Origin of the sequence: Cryobacterium sp. MDB1-18-1, assembly GCF_004402735.1 — a bacterium.
GTDB lineage: Bacteria > Actinomycetota > Actinomycetes > Actinomycetales > Microbacteriaceae > Cryobacterium > Cryobacterium glucosi.
In genome coordinates this window covers 180,602-198,657 of the sequence record NZ_SOFR01000018.1, presented here as the reverse complement: position 1 = coordinate 198,657, position 18,056 = coordinate 180,602, and the positions used below count along the sequence as shown (strand labels likewise).

Annotated in this window: 16 protein-coding genes; 8 read left to right on the top strand and 8 right to left on the bottom strand. The window is 64.4% G+C overall.

Features of this window, described 5'->3' with window-relative positions; translation table 11 throughout:
- Nucleotides 1-235: transposase (locus tag E3O50_RS05280; RefSeq protein ID WP_174774584.1), on the top strand; the 235-nt coding region annotated here is incomplete at its 5' end.
- On the opposite strand, the gene E3O50_RS05275 is transcribed toward E3O50_RS05280, so the two are convergent.
- From E3O50_RS05275 to E3O50_RS05245, 7 genes are all read right to left on the bottom strand, one after another.
- The gene (locus tag E3O50_RS05275) at nt 232-765 is read right to left on the bottom strand and encodes a hypothetical protein (RefSeq protein ID WP_134558478.1); all 534 of its coding nucleotides are present in this window, start codon (nt 763-765) and stop codon (nt 232-234) included. The two genes, E3O50_RS05280 and E3O50_RS05275, sit on opposite strands and share 4 nt — an antisense overlap.
- Before the next feature lie 974 nt (nt 766-1,739).
- Nucleotides 1,740-3,458: a relaxase/mobilization nuclease domain-containing protein gene (locus tag E3O50_RS05270; RefSeq protein ID WP_347233258.1), complete on the bottom strand. Its 1,719-nt coding sequence runs from the start codon at nt 3,456-3,458 to the stop codon at nt 1,740-1,742.
- 137 nt (nt 3,459-3,595) lie between these two features.
- The gene (locus E3O50_RS05265) at nt 3,596-4,162 is read right to left on the bottom strand and encodes a plasmid mobilization relaxosome protein MobC (protein ID WP_134558476.1); all 567 of its coding nucleotides are present in this window, start codon (nt 4,160-4,162) and stop codon (nt 3,596-3,598) included.
- Between the two features lie 357 nt (nt 4,163-4,519).
- Nucleotides 4,520-4,795, bottom strand: a complete 276-nt coding sequence (locus E3O50_RS05260; protein WP_134558475.1) for a hypothetical protein — start codon at nt 4,793-4,795, stop codon at nt 4,520-4,522.
- 121 nt (nt 4,796-4,916) lie between these two features.
- The gene (locus tag E3O50_RS05255) at nt 4,917-6,554 is read right to left on the bottom strand and encodes a phage/plasmid primase, P4 family (protein ID WP_166790612.1); all 1,638 of its coding nucleotides are present in this window, start codon (nt 6,552-6,554) and stop codon (nt 4,917-4,919) included.
- Between the two features lie 175 nt (nt 6,555-6,729).
- Nucleotides 6,730-7,029 (bottom strand): helix-turn-helix domain-containing protein, encoded by a 300-nt coding sequence (locus E3O50_RS05250; protein ID WP_134558473.1) that lies wholly within the window; start codon nt 7,027-7,029, stop codon nt 6,730-6,732.
- Nucleotides 7,030-7,865: 836 nt separating this feature from the next.
- Nucleotides 7,866-9,398 (bottom strand): recombinase family protein, encoded by a 1,533-nt coding sequence (locus E3O50_RS05245; RefSeq protein WP_166790611.1) that lies wholly within the window; start codon nt 9,396-9,398, stop codon nt 7,866-7,868.
- On the opposite strand from E3O50_RS05245, the gene E3O50_RS05240 reads away from it, so the two are divergent.
- From E3O50_RS05240 to E3O50_RS05215, 6 genes are all read left to right on the top strand, one after another.
- Complete coding sequence (locus E3O50_RS05240; RefSeq protein ID WP_277870830.1) at nt 9,380-11,122, top strand: ComEC/Rec2 family competence protein; 1,743 nt, start codon at nt 9,380-9,382, stop codon at nt 11,120-11,122. The genes E3O50_RS05245 and E3O50_RS05240 overlap by 19 nt on opposite strands.
- 93 nt (nt 11,123-11,215) lie before the next feature.
- A complete protein-coding gene (holA, locus tag E3O50_RS05235) occupies nt 11,216-12,253 on the top strand; it encodes a DNA polymerase III subunit delta (protein ID WP_134446067.1) in 1,038 nt (345 codons plus the stop codon).
- An 82-nt stretch (nt 12,254-12,335) separates the two neighbouring features.
- Nucleotides 12,336-12,824 (top strand): toxin-antitoxin system HicB family antitoxin, encoded by a 489-nt coding sequence (locus tag E3O50_RS05230; protein WP_134446066.1) that lies wholly within the window; start codon nt 12,336-12,338, stop codon nt 12,822-12,824.
- A 91-nt stretch (nt 12,825-12,915) separates the two neighbouring features.
- Complete coding sequence (locus E3O50_RS05225) at nt 12,916-13,761, top strand: DUF4097 family beta strand repeat-containing protein (protein ID WP_134446065.1); 846 nt, start codon at nt 12,916-12,918, stop codon at nt 13,759-13,761.
- 52 nt (nt 13,762-13,813) lie between these two features.
- Nucleotides 13,814-14,776, top strand: coding sequence for an ATP-binding cassette domain-containing protein (locus E3O50_RS05220; RefSeq protein ID WP_134446064.1), 963 nt, complete (start codon nt 13,814-13,816; stop codon nt 14,774-14,776).
- Nucleotides 14,773-15,609, top strand: coding sequence for an ABC transporter permease (locus E3O50_RS05215; RefSeq protein ID WP_134446063.1), 837 nt, complete (start codon nt 14,773-14,775; stop codon nt 15,607-15,609). The genes E3O50_RS05220 and E3O50_RS05215 overlap by 4 nt, the downstream gene beginning before the upstream one ends.
- 86 nt (nt 15,610-15,695) lie before the next feature.
- Here E3O50_RS05215 and rpsT read toward each other — a convergent pair whose 3' ends face one another.
- The gene (gene rpsT / locus E3O50_RS05210; protein ID WP_134446062.1) at nt 15,696-15,959 is read right to left on the bottom strand and encodes a 30S ribosomal protein S20; all 264 of its coding nucleotides are present in this window, start codon (nt 15,957-15,959) and stop codon (nt 15,696-15,698) included.
- Between the two features lie 241 nt (nt 15,960-16,200).
- Between rpsT and lepA the strand changes: the two genes are divergently transcribed.
- Nucleotides 16,201-18,054: a translation elongation factor 4 gene (lepA, locus tag E3O50_RS05205; protein ID WP_134558470.1), complete on the top strand. Its 1,854-nt coding sequence runs from the start codon at nt 16,201-16,203 to the stop codon at nt 18,052-18,054.
- Nucleotides 18,055-18,056 lie beyond the last annotated feature (2 nt).

Below are 18,056 nucleotides of genomic sequence, written 5' to 3'. Positions count from 1 at the left end.
GCTGGAGCGGGTGAATAAGGAGATCAAACGCCGCACCGACGTCGTCGGTATCTTCCCCAACGCCGCGGCCCTGCTGCGCTTGGCCGGGTCGGTTCTGATCGAGCAGCATGACGAGTGGGAGGCCGGCGAACGGCGCTACTTCTCCGAAGCATCCATGCGCGAGCTGGCCACCATGAACGACCCCATCGAGGTCATGGACGAGGCGGTGATTCTCCCAGAACTCGCCGCCGCCTAAGCTAGAACAACTGACCCGCACGGTGTTGAGAAACTCCACCACTCAGCGGGACGTGACCCATTGCCGCCCCGTAAGAGCCAATCCACCGGAGTCACGGGCACTCCACGGATACGCGCGCTGCTCTGGGGCGTCGACATGAAGCCCCGAATGCTCGCCGGATGCATGTCTTTCGGGAACGCACTCACTAGAAGATTGAGGCTGGGAAGTACCGGCCGTCTCGGTTCGCCTGTGAACTGCCAATTTGGAAAGCGGTGCTCGCCTTCTGCCGTGAACGCAAACAGGATTCCCTCGGCCTGACGCAGGTGCACCTCGGCAATATCGACGCCAAGCTTTGCAGCTACCTCTTCGGTGCTGAGCGATGCGTTGACCGCCTCTAGCCGGGTCTTCCGCTCGGCTGCTGCCAGGTCGCCGCGCGCAATGCGGGCTTGCGTTTCAGCGAGTTCTTTTGGAGTGAAATCACCCGACTCGATGAGAAAGGCAACTTGTTCCTTAGACAGGGAACTGCTCCAGGACTGCGATTCGTTCGTCATGCCACTCCTACTCATACTTGTGGGCGGTTCCGGGAGCACTTGCCTCGTTCGCCGCGATATGGCTGGGGCGATCCGTCGAATAACCGCAGCCGGTGATCGGACCGACTAGGCCGGAGGGCTGCCACATCACCCTGGGGACTTTGTCGTCGTCGTGCTCGTAATGGAGCAGGAATCTGGTACGTTGCCCGTCATCTCAACACGATAGAGGCAGCGCTCGGACCTTGCAGAAGCGTCGGGAGACCGCCTTCCGGCCGTCCTGGCTTCGCTTCTTTCTCGTATATGAGCGGATGCGGACACTGGAGTAGCCAGAAGCCCTTGACGATATGTCCACATATTCCAAGAAGATAATCAGGTTCAGTTCGTGCTGTTTGGCGGCAAATCACGGCTGAGCCTGAGCAGCGTGCGGCCGAACAGCGTCGGCGCGGAGACGAGCGCACGCTCTTTCAAGTGGCCCTTTTGTGGCCGAATAATGGCCACATAGTGACCACTAAGTGGTCACTAAAAGTGGCGATTTTGCGGTTGAAGGAAGCTATCCGGGAAGTGGCCTTAATCTGACCGATTTTGGGCCATTTCCTGCCCACAGAATCGGGGTCCAGAAGCGGTGGGCGGGTCTGGTCCATAAAGTGGCCCTTTTCTGGCCATATTATGGTCATCTTTCGCCCAAACAATATGCCGCTAGATCAGGGATTAGTCGTGGTCCGTGAATTGGCCGCTATCTGACCAATTTCTGGCCAGATTTTGCCCGCGGAAGTTAGTCTTTCAACGCTAAAATGGGCAACTCCCGCAAGTGGCCCTTTTTTGACCAATTGATGGTCACTTTCTGGCCGCAAAACCAATTGATGGTGCTCTCGTCTTGAGCGTTCATGGAAGTGGCTCTTTCTGAATCGGATTTTGACGGATTCAGGTCCGCAGAAACCGGCGCTCGGGCGCCAGTCCCGAGTTATAACCCAGTTCGTCTGGGTCGCACGTGAGCGCTAATCTCCCAACGCTGCGCTCTCGGTGCTCTTGAAAGCCTCGTCATCTTCGTCGGTGAGCTCCGCACGGATGCGCTGGATCCTCGTTTTCCGCTCCGCAGCCAGGTCAGGACCGACCGTCAGTGCTGACGTTGGGGAGGCCTCGTCAGCCTTTGGGGCAAGGTTGATCATTTCGACTACGGATGTGGCCTCGCGGGGCTCCGCGGTCTCCTGTGCGCGAGCAGTAGCTTCCCCGGCCTCACGGAGCTGCTTCCGGAGGTTCGAAAGTGAAACCCCGAACGGCGGCTTCGTATGCGCACCTTGCGCGGGCACGGCTGGGGAATCCGATTCTGCCTGCACCGTTTGAACGTCGCGATCAGCGACTTTAGCTGCGTCCTTTTCCTGCAGGTATTCCGCGATGATTCGGGTACTTTCAGCCAGTCCTTGTGCGTTCGCCTCGTCAAGCGAGGCCTGGACACGCTCTTTCCAGCCGACGGACGGGATCGTCAAAGGTTCAGGCTGTCTCGGCTGTGCGGTGGTGATCGGCTGCGCGTTTGGATCGCCCGCGGGAGAGGACCTCGCGATCGTTTGCGATTGATAAGTCAGGCGTCGTGCCTCCTTGTCTCGAGTGGTGTCCGCCAGACGCGCGAGCTCGGCCTGGTCGCCGGTGCGCTCGGCCTCGATCGCAGAGTCGAAATCTTCGATCAACGCGGAGAAGAAGTCGCCCGCTGCCCGGTCGTCGGCTTGCGCTAGGCGCTCCTCACGAGCGAGACGCTCGACGACAGCCTGAGCATCATCGAGTTCCTCAGCTGTCGGCGCCTGTAAGGGCTTCGCAGCGCCTGCATGAGGCTGCTCGCGGCGACGATCTCGAGGCAGCCCCCTGGCGTTGGATTCGAGCTGCTTTAGCGCGCTTTCGTAGGCGTAATGGTCGCCCAGAGTCGTGCCGCGGACGGGCGTCTTCATATCATCCAGACGGTAAGAAAGGGCGTGCGTCTCGCCTGGTTTCCCCGCTCGAGCGACGCGGTGATTCACAGTCACGTCGCGCTCCGCGAGCACCTCGATGAAACGCTCAACGTCAACTGAGCGAGCATCGTTCATCGAGTCCTCGAACGCGTCACGGATGATGTCGTGGTTCGAAATCTGACCCTTCGCGGCCATGCGCCGATCCCGAGTGCTGCGCTTCTCCGCCCGTTGCTCTGTCACCTTCGGCAGCTTCTGTTCCACGCCGTATTCGGCGCCGTGCTGGGCAACGAACTCGTCAGCGCGCTCGCGCAGCCGGCTGATGTCGGTGAGCGCGCCAGACATCTTCCGCCCGGCTTCCCAGACGTGGCCGTCGACCTCCATACGCTCTGCGACGACTGCATTTGCTACACAGTGGACATGGAACGCTTTGCCCGCGCCGTCTGCCTGACCGACCAGCTTCATTTGGACGCCGGGATACAACTCTGACATCATTTTTACGACGAACTCAAATGCCTTTCGCACCTGCTCGGGATCGCTCGAGTTCACCTCGTCGAGGCCGAAGCTGACGATCACGTGCACGGCCTGGAGCTCGTCGACATCCCCCTCGCCCTCGCGGCGGACGTGTGTTGCTGGCTCGCCATTTCCTGCAACGGCCCAGTACCTGCGTCCGTTCGGGCGCGATCGTCGAATGTACGAAGCGAGTTCGCCGGGCTCGGGGAGCTCGTACTTCGCAGGCGCCTTCCGCTTAGCGCCCTGTTTGCCGTGCAGGCGGCGCACGGCAGCGAACTCCCGTTCGGCTGTCGGGACCCGGCAGCGGATGCCTTCGGAGTACAAGACTCGGGGCTCAGTGCCTCCCAGTTTCTCCTTCTCGGTGTATCGCAGAAGACGCGCTGCTACTGCTGTCTTGCCGATTATTACGACAGGCACGCCAGCACCGCCAAGGCCTTCGCGTCGCGTTCAGCATCCGCGGTCATCTGCCTACGGATGCCTTCCAAGGCGCGTTCGACGCCGAGGATCGCGTCGGTATCCACGGCGCCCGTGGCGTTGGCTACCTTCGCGATCTGGTTCCAGTTGTGACCTATGAACTGGAGTTCGCGCGTGCGCTTGTTGTAGCTCGTCGTCACCTCTCGGACTGCGTCGCGGACCTCCGTGAGCAGAGCCTCGTCAATATCGACGACGGGACGTTGGGCCTTAGCAGACCGATAGTCCTCGCCTCGCAGCAGGGCCGCGACTAGCTTGATTCCCTCGCGGAGTGCGTCGGGCCCAGAGGTTGCGCCAAACTCCGCCTGAACGAATGCAAGGGCATCTGCGTCCTCAGTCGTCATCCTTACCGTGACGACCACGTCCTTGACCGGGCGTGCCGAGCTGCGCTCGCCAGCCCTCTCGCTGCGGGCTGCGCCGCCGCTCACGGCAGAGGACTCGGCGACCACGTGTTGGGTGTCTGCCTCGGCCATCGTCGGGCGCTCCTTCGCTTCGCTCATCCCCAGCGCCCTTCGTGTGGTCTGACAACAAGCCTGTTTCGCATCCGGTTCTTCGCTTCTTCGAAGCTTGGAACCGTGCTCAACAGCCTAGTTGACAGACCACTGGCAAGCAATCCGACCGAAATCATTCTCGCTGCGCTCGATGATTCGGTCGGACCGGACGATCCCATCTCGCTTCGCTCGACGGTTCCGTCCTTTGCCTGCGGGGGCTCCGCCCCTCAACCCCGATCAAGGCGGGCGCTGCCCCTCGATACTCCACCCGCTCAGAAGGGCGATGCCCTCCCGAGACTCTCCCAGGCACGACAAAGCCCCGCACCGAGACGGTGGTGCGGGGCTTCGTCGTGGCAGACCGATCCGTTACAGTGCGAGCTTGTCGCGCAGCGCTGAGATCCTCTTGCTCTCGCTCATATCGTCTGCGACGGCCTCGATGCTGTACTTCAAGTACAAGTCACTGACGAGCTGCATGCGCTGCCGATCGCGATTCGCGATCACCTTCTTGCGAAGAAGGCCCGTCCGCTTTTCTGCTTCGGCGAGGAGCTGCTCGTCGGTCTTCGGAGCTTTGCGAGAAAGTATCGCGCTTGCGCGTTCCGCGACTGAATTGGAGATCGCCTCGGCATCGTGAATATCGTTCATCGGATCCTCTCGTTGTGTTCGCGTCTGCCGTGAGCGCGTGTCAGGTGGACAGCCCAGGAAGTTTGCGCGGTTTGCAATCCGTAAATGATTGACGTAATGAATTCCTCGGCCGCTGCACCGGTCAGGCGGTGCCGTCCTCGTCGAGGAGAGCAGGCGCAGCGAGGGCGATCGACCGCCGGCGCACCAGGCCCTTGTAGTTCACCTTCAGCGGGCTGACGACCGACCTCTTCAACGGGTCCGAGCCGGTGTAGGAGCTGTTCATCCAGTCCACAAGGCCGTACTCCGAGATCAACGGCTCAGGCGCGCTCATCATTCGCTTCGGTCGTACGGCTACAGAGCCTTTGTGCTCCCACTCAGGCGACCCGGCGAGATGCTCGCGCAGGAACGAGATCAGCGCGTTCACGCTCTCCGGCTGGCCACTCGGGTTTGTCTTACGGCTCCACTCGCTGTAGAGAGCGTGCAAGAACCCGAAGGGAACCAAGTCCCAGGTGAGCTGGGGTTCGAACTCGCGCCAGAAGCTCATCAGCATGTTGTTGCTGCCCCTGTAGTCGTCCAGCGCGTCTTGGCACGCTTTTGGGTTCGACAACTTCGTGTGCTGCATCTCCAGCGCGCGCTTCAGCACGTAGCGGAGCACCTCGGGCCGCTTGAGGTAGTCGAGCTTGATGTACTTGCGCTCGTCGCCGCCGAACCACTTTTTGAACTGCACGATGAGCAGGCGACGGTAGAAGGACTCGCTTCGGTCCTTCGTCCGCGGGGTGTTCGAGTTGAAGCATTGGATGTCGATCCCAAGGAACCGCACGGCCACTGGCGTCTTGTACTTTCGGTTCAGAGTGAATACGTCTCCGGTGATTGCCGCCTTCCAATCAGCGATCCGGGCGAAGAAGTCACCCACGTCGTTCTCATCGACGAGGTTCACCCGGGCGTGGACGAGAGACTCCATCTTGAACTCATGGCCGAAATCAGCGAACTTCACAGCCGAGCACGCCTTCGTCCCCAACACGTTCCTCAGCATCTCCACGAGCGTGCCCTTGCCGTTGTTGCCTCGCTCAGCAGCGAACCAAATGGCCTTGTCCCACGGCGCGTAGGACCGAACGGCGGCGCTGATCACCTCCCACAACAGTTCGGGCACGCCCTCGTCGTCGCTGAGGCTGCTGATCCACGATTCGACGTCCCACTCCACGTCGTCGGGCATGACGATGACTGGGCTCTCGGCATCCGGGTCGAAGCTGGTCGGGAGCTTCGAAAGGAATACCCAGTCAGGGGAGAAAGGACGCAGCACCTGCCGGGCGTGGTCGAACACGCCGTTCGCCACGGGGATAAGGTGCGGTTCGGTCGTGCGTCGGACCACGGGGGCGTGGACCCTCAAGCGCGCGTACACGGAGTCGATCGACGTCGCGGTCATCGACGGCTTCAGGTCGCTCGCTAAGGCTTTGATCTGAGCCTCTGAGGTCGTGTAGACGCCCTCGGCCTCGCCGAACTCTACGTACATCGCCAACAGGGTCATGTCGTCGGCCTGGCCCTCTGACAGGTCGACGGCAACAATGCGGTGTCGGGCCAGCAGCACCCGGACCACTGTCAATTCGTCAAGTACTTGGATCTTGTTGATTGGCCTGAACGTCGAGTGGGAGTCTTTGCGGCCCGTGTTCTCGAGAGTGAACTCTCCGTTAATGCGCCGAAGCAGCGCGTCGCGGATCTCACCGAGAGTGACAGGCGCGTCATCGACGATGTCTGTCAGGTATTTGCTGACTGCGCGCTCCACGAGGGTCTCCTGGGACGTCGTGGTGAAGTGCGGGGCAGGGGATGATGAGGCAGTAGAGTGCACGCCGTTCGCATGCGCCGGGGTTCCTTGGGGATTAGCATTACGAGAAGAGCCGCCAGACTCCTGGGGGACCGTCTCACCTTTGGTGAGGCGGTTTTCTGTTGCGGTCATGGTCTTATGCACCTGCCAAGGCAGAGGTAAATGCGGACACGATGACGTCCCTTTGCTCAGGCCGGAATGCCGGAGCTTTGGCGGCCATGCGCTCAGCCCAGTCCTTAAGCGTGGCGTCAGCGGTGATCATAGGCTCAGGGGCGACGAAGGCGTCGAGGTCCTCAGGCGTGACATAGACCCGGCCTTTGATCTTCACGGCGGGGATGTGCCCGGCCTTGATGTGGCGACGGAGAGTCGAGAAACCGTACCCGCTTTGCTCGACGGCGGCGGGAAGGTCGATGTAGTTGGCTAGTGAGAAAGCCATTGGTGCTCCTATGTGAAGAGGAGCACAACTCAGATCTTTTCCTATGTGGGGCTCCACTTCGCTGGATCGCCCGACAGCCAAACGCTGCGACCCGCACCCCCGAGGGGGTCTTTCTGTCTGTCTTCTATCTGTGGGGCTCTAATTCTTTGGGTCACGCGTCAGCCAAACGCTGCGACCCGCACCCCCGAGGGGGCCTGCACTTGTTCTTCATCACGACGTCTGCCGACGATCGCGATCTAGATGTTCAGTTGTGCACTCGGAGGTATCCAAGTGATGTGAACACTATTAGCAGGGAGTGACAAAATCGGGCCATGCCTGAGTCTTTCGCGCCAGTCAGTCCTGCAGGTGGGGCGTCCTTGCTCCCGAGCAGCACGCGGAAAATTGGCGTCATTCAGTGAGGGCGTAGCGCTAATGGCGAGAATGTAGCGCTGCAACTGGGGCATCCGCTACGCGGGTTCCCTGAAGAATCAGTGCTGTCTGGCGGGCGTAGCGCAGTAGCGATGTAGCGGGATGAAAATCCATGAGAGGAACATGGGAAAAGAAGAAAGTCCCCCTACTTTTTCACGCATAGTTCTGCCTGCTACATCGCTACAGCGCTACGTTTGACAAACTTTCTAGATAAATCGGGGCTCTTAAAAGTAAATGAGTAGCGCAAGGCTGTTTAGCAGCGCTACGTTTGCGCTACGTTCTGTGAGCCGAACCCAAAAGTTTGCCTGACGTGCTCCCCGCCGGAAAGTGCCGCCGCTGAGCGATGACCCACTCGCTCGTGTCTTTCCTTTCGTGAGATTATTCGCGGGTCTCCAAGCCGCAGGCTGTGCGGCAGACCCTTTCCCGCCTCACCGCCACCCGGGTTCGACTCGCTCATAGTTGATACCCTTCTGGCCCTTCCATCCCTTGCCGATGCGGTTGATCCTTGGCGCCATGACCGCACGGATCACACGTCGTTTCTGGGCCAATTCCAGATCGTTCCACCCCAAGCGAATTGCCCCGGCGGACAACATCGTCAACACAAACGGATCGATCTCCGAGAGCTTCTCCAGCTTCGTCTGTGCGGCCTTGATCAGCGGCTCGATCCTGGCTTCTTGATCTAAGAGCAGGTTGAATCGAAGCTTCACGGCTGCATCCGCGCGCACCTCATCGAGGTACGCCTGGTACCCAGCAATTTCGTCGAGCAATGCCTGCCGCTCGACATCGTTGCCTGCGCGCCGCCCGCCGACCGTGGCCAAGAAGTCCGGCCGTTCCATCCGCACGAGAACGAGCTCTGTTACGACCTCGTCGAGGTGTTCCTCGCGCATTGCGACGTGAAAGCCCTTCGTACCTTCGGGTCCAGGCCGCCCCGGCACGCCTGAACACACGTAAGTGCGGTACGTCTTTCTCGGTAGAGGGTTGCCGTCAGAGTCAAGCTTCTTGGTCCCCGCGTTCTGCTTGCCAACATGAGTAGGGGCACCACAGACACCGCAGAGAACGATGCCAGCGAGCAGGTGCTTCGCCGGCCAGTCATTCGTCCGTTTACGCTCTGGAGGCGACATGATGGCTTGCAGCTTTTGCCAAGTCACGAAGTCGATCAAAGCTGGCCAGACGGCGTCGCCGACGATCTCACCTTGATGCTGTCGCTTCCCGGCGTACGCCGGCATGGTCAGCATCTGTTTTACTGCTGGGGGAGTCCAGCCATAGTTCTTGCGGTGATCCTTGCGCGTTGGCCGCCGCGATGGAATCCCTCGCTCATTAAAGTCCCTTGCGACGGCGTAGAACGAGTCGCCTTCCAGAATCCGTTGAGCGGCTTCTTTCACAATCGGCGCCTGCAGCGGGTGTTCCTCGACGCGAAGCAGTTCTCGCGTCTTCACGTCGTACACACGCTGGTAGCCGTATATGTTCTTGCCGTGGGGCCGGCCCTTTTCGGCGGCGGCTCGCACATCCCGGCGAATACGCTCGGAGGTCTTATCGCTCTCGTACTCTGCGTCTACGGCATCTTCGAGAAGGCTGCGTCGATCGCGGGCGTTCGCGGGGTCGTACAGGCGTCCATGTGTCGTCACCCAGATACGCACGCTGCGCTGCTTGCAAAGGTCCACCAGGTCGACCCACTCGCCGACCCGGCGCGACCCCCGGCTGCTCTCCCAAATCGCGAGCACATCGGCATCGAAAGTGTCGCTCTCCAGATCGTCAATCAGGCGTTTGAAGTCCTCGCGGGCCTTGGTGGCGAAGCGACTCGCGCTGCGGTCAGTGTCGCGATATGGCGGATCAGGATGCATCGTCCAGCCTTGATGCACGATAGATTTGACGTTCTCATCATGCTGTTGATCTGGGCTTTTCCCAGTCATCTGGCGGTCCCTTGAGACCCTTAGATACTCGCGTGCGATCAGACCCGACATACGCACCTCCATATACGACTATATCTGGGGCGAATTGCGCGGTCGTGATCGCGATCATCATGCTGATCGGCGCCAGGCTCAGGCTCGGCCGGCTCCGGCTCGGGCGCGGTGCGCGCATCACCCTGTCGCTCGGCGTCCTGCTCGGCTTCGTCGTGCTCGTCACCCCCGAGCCGAGCGTGCTCCGCGCCGCCGTGATGGCGGCGGTGCTCCTCATCGGACTGGGCATCGGCAGGCCCGGTCGCGGTCTGCCCCTGCTCGCGCTGTCCGTCATCGTGCTGCTGGCGACGGACCCCTGGCTGTCCCGCAGCTACGGGTTCGCACTTTCCGTGCTCGCCACCGGCGGCCTTCTCGTGCTTGCCGGGCCGCTGACCCGATCCCTGGCCCGCTGGCTGCCGACCGGGCTCGCCGCCCTGATCGCGATCCCGCTCGCAGCGCAGCTGGCCTGCCAGCCCGTGCTCGTGCTGCTGAGCCCCACCTTTCCGCTCTATGGCGTTCCGGCCAACCTGCTCGCCGAGCCGGCGGCCCCGCTCGCCACGGTCCTCGGCCTTGCGGCGTGCCTGGTGCTGCCCTGGCTCCCCGGCGTGGCAGGCGTCGTTCTCTGGGCGGCGTGGGTCCCGTCCGCGTGGATCGCCGCAGTCGCGCGGACCGCGGCGGAGCTGCCGGGCAGCAGCCTGCCCTGGCTCGGCGGGCCATTGGGGGTGCTCGTGACCCTGGTCCTCACCGCGGCCGTGCTCGTGTTGCTTCTGCGGCAGGGCACACGGACCGGGTCACGAGCCGGAATCGGGGAGCGAATGGGAGGCCGCGACGGCGACGCCGGTTCACGCGGTGCCCGCCGGACCCGCTCGACGCTCGACGGCTGGTCGGCCGTCGCGCTCGTGGTGCTTGTGCTGGTCGTCGGTGGATACGCGGGCACCCTGATCGGAAAGGGCATCGGCCGCGCCCTGACCTTCCCCGCCGACTGGCAGATCGCAGCGTGCGATATCGGCCAGGGTGATGCCGTCGTCGTCGTCAGGGACCACGGGACCGACCGGGACCGCTTCGCCCTCGTCGACGTCGGGCCGGACCCGAAACCGCTCAAGCAGTGCCTGCGCTCGCTCGGGATCGACCGGATCGACCTGCTGGTGCTGACCCATTACGACATGGACCACATCGGCGGAATCGGGGCCGTGATCGGCCGGGTCGGCACCGCACTCGTCGGCATCCCCGAGAACGCGCAGGACGAACGGCTGCACGCCCGGCTCACCGAGGGCGGCGCCGAGGTGCGGCAAGCGGCGAAGGGCGACGCGGGCACGCTCGGCGGCCTGCGCTGGGACATCCTCTGGCCCGTGCCCGGCGGGTCGGAGATGCAGACCGGCAACCCGGGGAGCGTCACGATCGAATTCGACGGGCGCGGCATCCGCTCGGTGTTTCTGGGCGACCTCGGCGAGGACGCCCAGGTCGCGCTCGACCGGGTGTCCGCGCCGGGCAGGGTCGACGTCGTCAAGGTCGCCCACCACGGCAGCCGGGACCAGAGCCCACAGTTCTACGCCGAGTTGCACGCAACCGTAGGACTCATCTCCGTCGGTGCCGACAACGGCTACGGGCACCCGACGGCCTCCCTGCTCGACATGCTCCGCTCGGTCGGCACCCTCGCCGTGCGCACCGACCGGCAGGGGCTCTCGGTCGTTGCACCGGCCGCCGCCGGGGGAGGAGCCCTCACGGTCTGGACGGAGAAGGGCGGCTGAAACCGGTGTCGTGTCGAGGCTCAGTGTCCCCGGTGCCGGTTAGGCTGGAAACCCTGAGCCCGCCCGTGAGCAGGCCCAGGGGAGAGGACTCGCGTGGCCGTCCGCAGCGCAGCACCCGCCAAGACCGCCCGCACCGGCAAGGCCGTCGCGATCCCGCAACTCGCCTGGCACGAGGTCCGTCCCGCCCCGATCGTGCTCGTCTCCGGCACAGAGACCTTCCTCGCCGAACGGGCCATCCGGCAGCTGCGGGACTTCCTCAAGCTCGAGGACCCGAGCCTCGAGATCAGCGACGTGCTCGCCGACAGCTACGCGCCAGGTGAGCTGCTCACGATGGCGAGCCCGTCGCTCTTCGGCGAACCACGCCTGATCCGGGTCACGAACGTCGAGAAGTGCAGCGACACCTTCCTCGCCGAAGCCCTCGACTACCTGGAGAACCCCGCGGACGACACCTATGTCGTGCTCCGCCACGCCGGTGGCGTGCGCGGAAAAAAACTCCTCGACACCATCCGGTCCGGTCTCGGCGGCGGCATCGAGATCGTCTGCGCGGAACTCAAGAAGGACACCGACCGGCACGACTTCGCCGCGGCCGAATTCCGCACGGCAGGCAAACGGGTGAGCGGCAGTGCCCTGCGCGCCCTCGTGGCTGCGTTCTCCGGAGACCTCGCCGAACTCTCCGCGGCGTGCCAGCAGCTCATCGCCGACTCCACGGCCGAGATCACCGAAACCACGGTCGACCGGTACTACGGCGGCCGTGTCGAGGCGAATGCGTTCAAGGTCGCCGACGCCGCGATCGCGGGCAAGTACGGCGACGCCCTTGTCATCCTGCGTCACGCGCTCACCTCCGGTGCAGACCCGGTCCCCGTCGTCGCGGCGTTCGCCATGAAGATCCGCACGATGGCCAAGGTCTACGGCGCCCGTGGCGGATCGGGCCAGCTCGCCGGCCAGCTCGGCCTGGCGCCCTGGCAGGTCGAACGCGCCCAGCGCGACCTGCGCGGCTGGACCGACGAGGGACTCGGACGCTGCATCGTCGCCCTCGCTGAAGCGGATGCCGCGGTCAAGGGCGCCGAACGGGATCCCGTTTTCGCCCTCGAACGCCTCATCGGCGTCATCGCCCGCCGGGGCGAGGACTGACTTCCCGCCCCGTCACGACCCAGCTGACCGCGTGACACCATAATCGCTTGACATGACACCACGATGGTGTCACCATGGTGACATGGAACTCGGACAGTACGTCACCGACCTGCAACTCCAGCTGGCGGAGACCGCGGCGAACGGCGCGGAGGACACCCGAGCCGTCGCCGAACGGCTCGCCGCCGGGCTGGATGCCGCGGCCAGGCTTGTGCTCCTCGACGTCCTGTCGGCGGCGGTCGGGGAGATCACCCGTGAGCTCGCGCCCGGTTCGGTCGACCTGCGACTCCGTGGCCGCGAGATCGAGTTCGTGGTGACCCAGCCGAACCCGGAGTCGGACGCCGACGAGCGGCCGGCCACACCCGTCGACCTCGACGATGCGAGCACCTCGCGCACGACGCTGCGCCTGCCCGATGCCCTCAAAGCGCGGGTGGATGAGGCGGCCGCGGCCGACGGGCTGTCCGTCAACACCTGGCTCGTCCGGGCGATCGCTGCGGAAGTCCAGCCCAGGCAACGACGCTCCGCCCAGCGCACGCTCCGCACCGGCGACAACTTCGCAGGCTGGGCGCGCTGACCGGCCCCGCCCCGGCATCCACCGGCCCGCATGTCGGGGCCGGACACCCGTTCCAAGAACTGCTCCAGCCCACAGAAAGGGAGGCGCCAGCATGCCCAGCTACCCAACACCCACCCCGATCGACCTCGCCATCAACCTGCCGGTCGGCATGATCGACGTCTTCGCCGGCGACCGCACGGAGACCGTCGTAACGGTGTCGGCGACCAACCCGGCAAAGGCCGTCGACCGCCGCGGCGCGGAGGAGACGACGGTCGACTTCGACGGCCGGCGACTGACCGTGACCGGTCCGAAGCCCCGCTTCAGCGTCATCGGCCCGACGGAGTCCGTCGACGTGACGGTCGAGCTCCCCGCGGGGTCGCGGCTGACCGCAGAGATCAGTGTCGGCGGCGTGCGGACCGTCGGGCGCCTGGGCAACACCCGCATCAAGTCCTCAACCGGACCCGTCGACCTCGACGCCACCGGCGACCTGTGGCTGCGCGCGGCGCACGGCAACGCGACCGTTGCGACCGTCGGGGGTGGAATCGAGGTCACGGCCGACCACGGCCAGATCCGGGTCGGCACCATTGCCGGTGACGCGATCCTCAAGGCGTCCCACGGCAGCATCATGGTCGGGGAGGCCTGTGGCGATCTCGACGCGAAACTCTCCTACGGCGACCTCGACGTGACACAGGCGCTCGCCTCCGTCACGGCGAAGACCGCATATGGCAGCATCCACGTGCACGAGGTCTCGAGCGGTTCCATCCAGGTCGAGAGCGGCTACGGCCAGGTCACCATCGGCGTCCGGTCCGGCGTGCCCGCCTGGCTCGACCTCTCCTCGAAAGACGGGAGGGTGCGCAACGAACTGGCGGGCGACCGCGCTCCCGACGCTTCGGAGCCGACCGTCTCGGTCCGTGCCCGCACCCAGCACAGCGACATCAGCATCCGGCGCGCCCGATGACCGTGCCGTCCGAGATCCCCACCACCAGAAGACATCACGAGAAGGGAAGACCATGACCAGCTCAGCGATCGACGTCCACGGACTGTGCAAGTCCTACGGCGGACGGGTCGTACTCGACGACGTCGACCTCTCCGTTGCCGCGGGCACCGTCACAGCGTTGCTCGGCCCGAACGGCGCAGGGAAGACGACAACCGTGCACATCCTGTCCACGCTCGTGCGACCGGACGGCGGCACGGCTTTCGTGAACGGATGCGACGTCCTGCGCGACCACGACGGCGTGCGCGCCGCGATCGGCGTCACCGGCCAGTTCTCGGCGGTCGACGGCCTGCTCACCGGCGAGGAGAACCTCCAGCTGATGGCCAGGCTGCGTCACCTCGGCGCGAAACGATCGAAGGCCAGGGTGACCGAACTGCTCGAGCAGTTCGACCTCGTCGAGGCGGCCCGCAAGCCGCTCGCGACCTATTCCGGCGGGATGCGCCGCCGTCTCGACCTCGCGATGACGCTCGTCCAGGCCCCGAGCGTGATCTTCCTCGACGAGCCCACCTCCGGGCTGGACCCGAGGAGTCGCCACACCGTCTGGGACATCGTGCGCGACCTCGTCGCGCAGGGGACGACGGTGCTGCTCACCACCCAGCAACTGGCGGAAGCGGACGAACTCGCGGACCGCATTGCGGTGCTCGACGGCGGCCGGATCGTCGCGGAGGGAACGCCGGACGAGCTCAAGCGCCTCGTGCCAGGCGGGCACATCCGGCTGCGTCTCCCGGATAGCGCGGCGCTCGACGCTGCCTCGCGCCTGTTCGGTGAGTCCGCTCGCGATGAGGCGGGACTCGCGCTCACGGTGCCGGGCGACGGTACGGTCGGCGCGCTGCGCGGCATCCTGGATCGCCTCGATGCCGCCGGCGTCGAGGTCGACGACCTCAGCATCCACACCCCGGATCTCGACGACGTGTTCTTCGCCCTCACCGGCACGAAGGATCGGCCGGGCCGGGTCGACACGAAGGGAACCGAATCATGACCACCCTCACGGCCCGGCGTCAGGCAACACCACGCGGCCGCCGGCCATCGCATACCGTCGCCGACGCGATCACCATGCTGCGTCGCAACCTGCTGCACATGGTTCGGTATCCCGGCCTGTCGATGTTCACCATCCTCGGGCCCGTGGTGATTCTGCTGCTCCTCGTCTTCGTGTTCGGCGGCACGCTCGGGGCAGGACTGCCCGGCGTCGATCCCGCGAGCGGCCGCGACGCCTACCTCGCATACGTCATGCCGGGCATCCTCGTGATCACCATTGCAGGGACCGCGAGCGGCGCCTCGATCACCGTCGCGATGGACATGACCGAGGGCATCACGGCACGGTTCCGCACAATGTCGATCTCGCGCGCTGCAGTCCTCGCCGGGCACGTCGTCGGCAACACGATCCAGGCGATCATCGCCGTCGCCCTCGTGCTCGGAGTCGGCCTCCTCGTCGGATTCCGGCCGACGGCGGGAGTCGCAGAGTGGTTCGCCGTCGCCGGACTCACCGTGCTCGTCTCGTTCGCGGTCAGCTGGCTCGGAGTCGCCATGGGCATGCAGTCGAAAACCGTCGAGACCGCCAGTAACCTGCCGATGATCCTGACGATCCTTCCGCTCCTGGGCAGCGGCTTCGTGCCGACGGGCTCGATGCCGGAATGGATGCAGTCGTTTGCGCAGTACCAGCCGTTCACGTCGTTCATCGAGACCGTCCGCGGTCTCCTGCTCGGCACCCCGCTCGGCTGGAACCCGATGCTCGCGATCGGATGGTGCGCCCTGCTCTCGGTCGCCGGCTACGTCTGGTCGATGGCCCTCTACGAGCGCACCTCGGTGCGCTGACAGACCCGGGTCCCGTCCCGCGAAGGGGTCGGGACGACAAAAAAGCCCCCCGCCTGAGGCGGAGGGCTTTTTGGGTGGTGCAGAGACTAGACGAGCGCGCCGACGGACTTGGCGAGCGCCGACTTCTTGTTTGCGGCCTGGTTGCGGTGGATGACACCCTTGCTGACGGCCTTGTCGAGCTTCTTCGACGCAATCGCGAGGCTGGCGACAGCCTTGTCCTTGTCGCCGGAGGTGACAGCGAGGCGCGCAGCGCGAACAGCGGTCTTGAACTCGCTCTTGACCGCCTTGTTGCGCTCCTGGGCCTTCTTGTTGGTGCCAATTCGCTTGATCTGCGACTTGATATTTGCCACGTTTATACGCTTTCGTTAGGTTCTTGTTCGGATGGGCCGCGTGGCGGTAGAGGGCGCCGTACGGCAAAATCGTGGTGGGGTGGGACCCAACACGCAAGCCAACAGGCAACGATACCAGTTAATCGGTCCGGCCGATAATCGGGTCGGCTACTCGGTCTCCCCGGCCGAACCGCGTTCGATCTGCCGCAGCGGAGACGGCGAAATCGGCGGCGGGCCTGAGCTATGGGAGAATTACCGGATCATGTCACCCAGACCCCTCACGGCGTTCCTGCCGGCCGCAACACCGCCGGCATTCATCCGTAACTTCTGCATCATCGCGCACATCGACCACGGCAAGTCCACCCTCGCCGACCGGATGCTGCAGATCACCGGCGTCGTCGACGACCGCCTGATGCGGGCCCAGTACCTCGACCGCATGGACATCGAACGCGAACGCGGCATCACGATCAAGAGCCAGGCCGTGCGGATGCCCTGGGAACTCGACGGCCAGGCCTACGCGCTCAACATGATCGACACCCCCGGTCACGTCGACTTCACCTACGAGGTCTCCCGGAGCCTCGCGGCCTGCGAGGGCGCCATCCTGCTCGTCGACGCGGCCCAGGGCATCGAAGCCCAGACCCTCGCGAACCTCTACCTGGCCCTCGAGAACGACCTCACGATCATCCCGGTGCTCAACAAGATCGACCTGCCCGCCGCAGATCCAGACAAGTACGCGAAGGAACTCGCGAGCCTCATCGGCGGCAAGCCGGAGGACGTGCTGCGCGTTTCCGGCAAGACCGGAATCGGCGTCGCCGAACTGCTCGACCGCGCCACCCGGCTCATTCCCGCCCCCGTCGGCGACCCGGACGCCCCCGCCCGCGCGATGATCTTCGACTCGGTCTACGACAGCTACCGCGGCGTCGTCACCTACGTCCGTATGATCGACGGCAAGCTCAGCCCGCGCGAGAAGATCCAGATGATGTCCACCCGGGCGACGCACGAGATCCTCGAGATCGGCGTGACAAGCCCCGAACCGACCCCGAGCAAGGGTCTCGGCGTCGGCGAGGTCGGCTACCTGATCACCGGTGTGAAGGACGTCCGCCAGTCCAAGGTCGGCGACACCGTCACGACCGCGCTGCGCCCGGCAACCGTCGCCCTCCCCGGCTACACGGAGCCCAAGCCGATGGTGTTCTCCGGCCTCTACCCGATCGACGGCAGCGACTACCCCGCTCTCCGTGAAGCACTCGACAAGCTCAAGCTCTCCGACGCGTCCCTCGTCTACGAGCCGGAGACATCCGTCGCCCTCGGCTTCGGGTTCCGCTGCGGGTTCCTCGGGCTGCTGCACCTCGAGATCATCACCGAGCGCCTCGACCGCGAGTTCAACCTCGACCTGATCACGACGGCCCCGAGCGTGATCTACGAGGTCTCGACCGACGACAAGAAGTCCGTCACCGTGACGAACCCGAGCGAGTTCCCTGACGGCAAGATCGCCAAGGTCGAGGAACCGATCGTCAAGGCCGCGATCCTCGCGCCCAAGGATTACGTCGGCGTCATCATGGAACTCTGCCAGGGCCGCCGCGGCACCCTGCTCGGCATGGAATACCTCGGTGAGGACCGGGTCGAGATCCGCTACACGATGCCGCTCGGCGAGATCGTCTTCGACTTCTTCGACCAGCTGAAGAGCAAGACCGCCGGGTACGCCTCGCTCGACTACGAACCGATCGGCTCGCAGGAGGCAGACCTGGTCAAGGTCGACATCCTGCTGCAGGGCGAGCAGGTGGACGCGTTCAGCGCCATCGTGCACCGCGACAAGGCATACGACTACGGCGTGCTGATGACCGGGCGGCTGCGGAAACTCATCCCACGGCAGCAGTTCGACGTTCCGATCCAAGCCGCGATCGGAGCCCGCATCATTGCCCGCGAATCGATCAGCGCCATCCGCAAGGACGTCCTCGCCAAGTGCTACGGCGGCGACATCTCCCGCAAGCGCAAGCTGCTCGAGAAGCAGAAAGAGGGCAAGAAGCGCATGAAGATGGTCGGCCGCGTCGAGGTGCCGCAGGAGGCCTTCATCGCCGCGCTCTCGGGGGACGAGCCGGCCAAGAAAGAGAAGAAGTAGGC

Bases quoted from the DNA above. Each gene is read 5' to 3' on its own strand.
- E3O50_RS05275 (WP_134558478.1), bottom strand. From the start codon at position 765: ATGACGAACGAATCGCAGTCCTGGAGCAGTTCCCTGTCTAAGGAACAA.
- E3O50_RS05265 (WP_134558476.1), bottom strand. From the start codon at position 4,162: ATGAGCGAAGCGAAGGAGCGCCCGACGATGGCCGAGGCAGACACCCAA.
- E3O50_RS05260 (WP_134558475.1), bottom strand. From the start codon at position 4,795: ATGAACGATATTCACGATGCCGAGGCGATCTCCAATTCAGTCGCGGAA.
- E3O50_RS05250 (WP_134558473.1), bottom strand. From the start codon at position 7,029: ATGGCTTTCTCACTAGCCAACTACATCGACCTTCCCGCCGCCGTCGAG.
- E3O50_RS05245 (WP_166790611.1), bottom strand. From the start codon at position 9,398: ATGTCGGGTCTGATCGCACGCGAGTATCTAAGGGTCTCAAGGGACCGC.
- E3O50_RS05230 (WP_134446066.1), top strand. From the start codon at position 12,336: ATGGAACTCGGACAGTACGTCACCGACCTGCAACTCCAGCTGGCGGAG.
- E3O50_RS05225 (WP_134446065.1), top strand. From the start codon at position 12,916: ATGCCCAGCTACCCAACACCCACCCCGATCGACCTCGCCATCAACCTG.
- E3O50_RS05220 (WP_134446064.1), top strand. From the start codon at position 13,814: ATGACCAGCTCAGCGATCGACGTCCACGGACTGTGCAAGTCCTACGGC.
- E3O50_RS05215 (WP_134446063.1), top strand. From the start codon at position 14,773: ATGACCACCCTCACGGCCCGGCGTCAGGCAACACCACGCGGCCGCCGG.
- lepA (WP_134558470.1), top strand. From the start codon at position 16,201: ATGTCACCCAGACCCCTCACGGCGTTCCTGCCGGCCGCAACACCGCCG.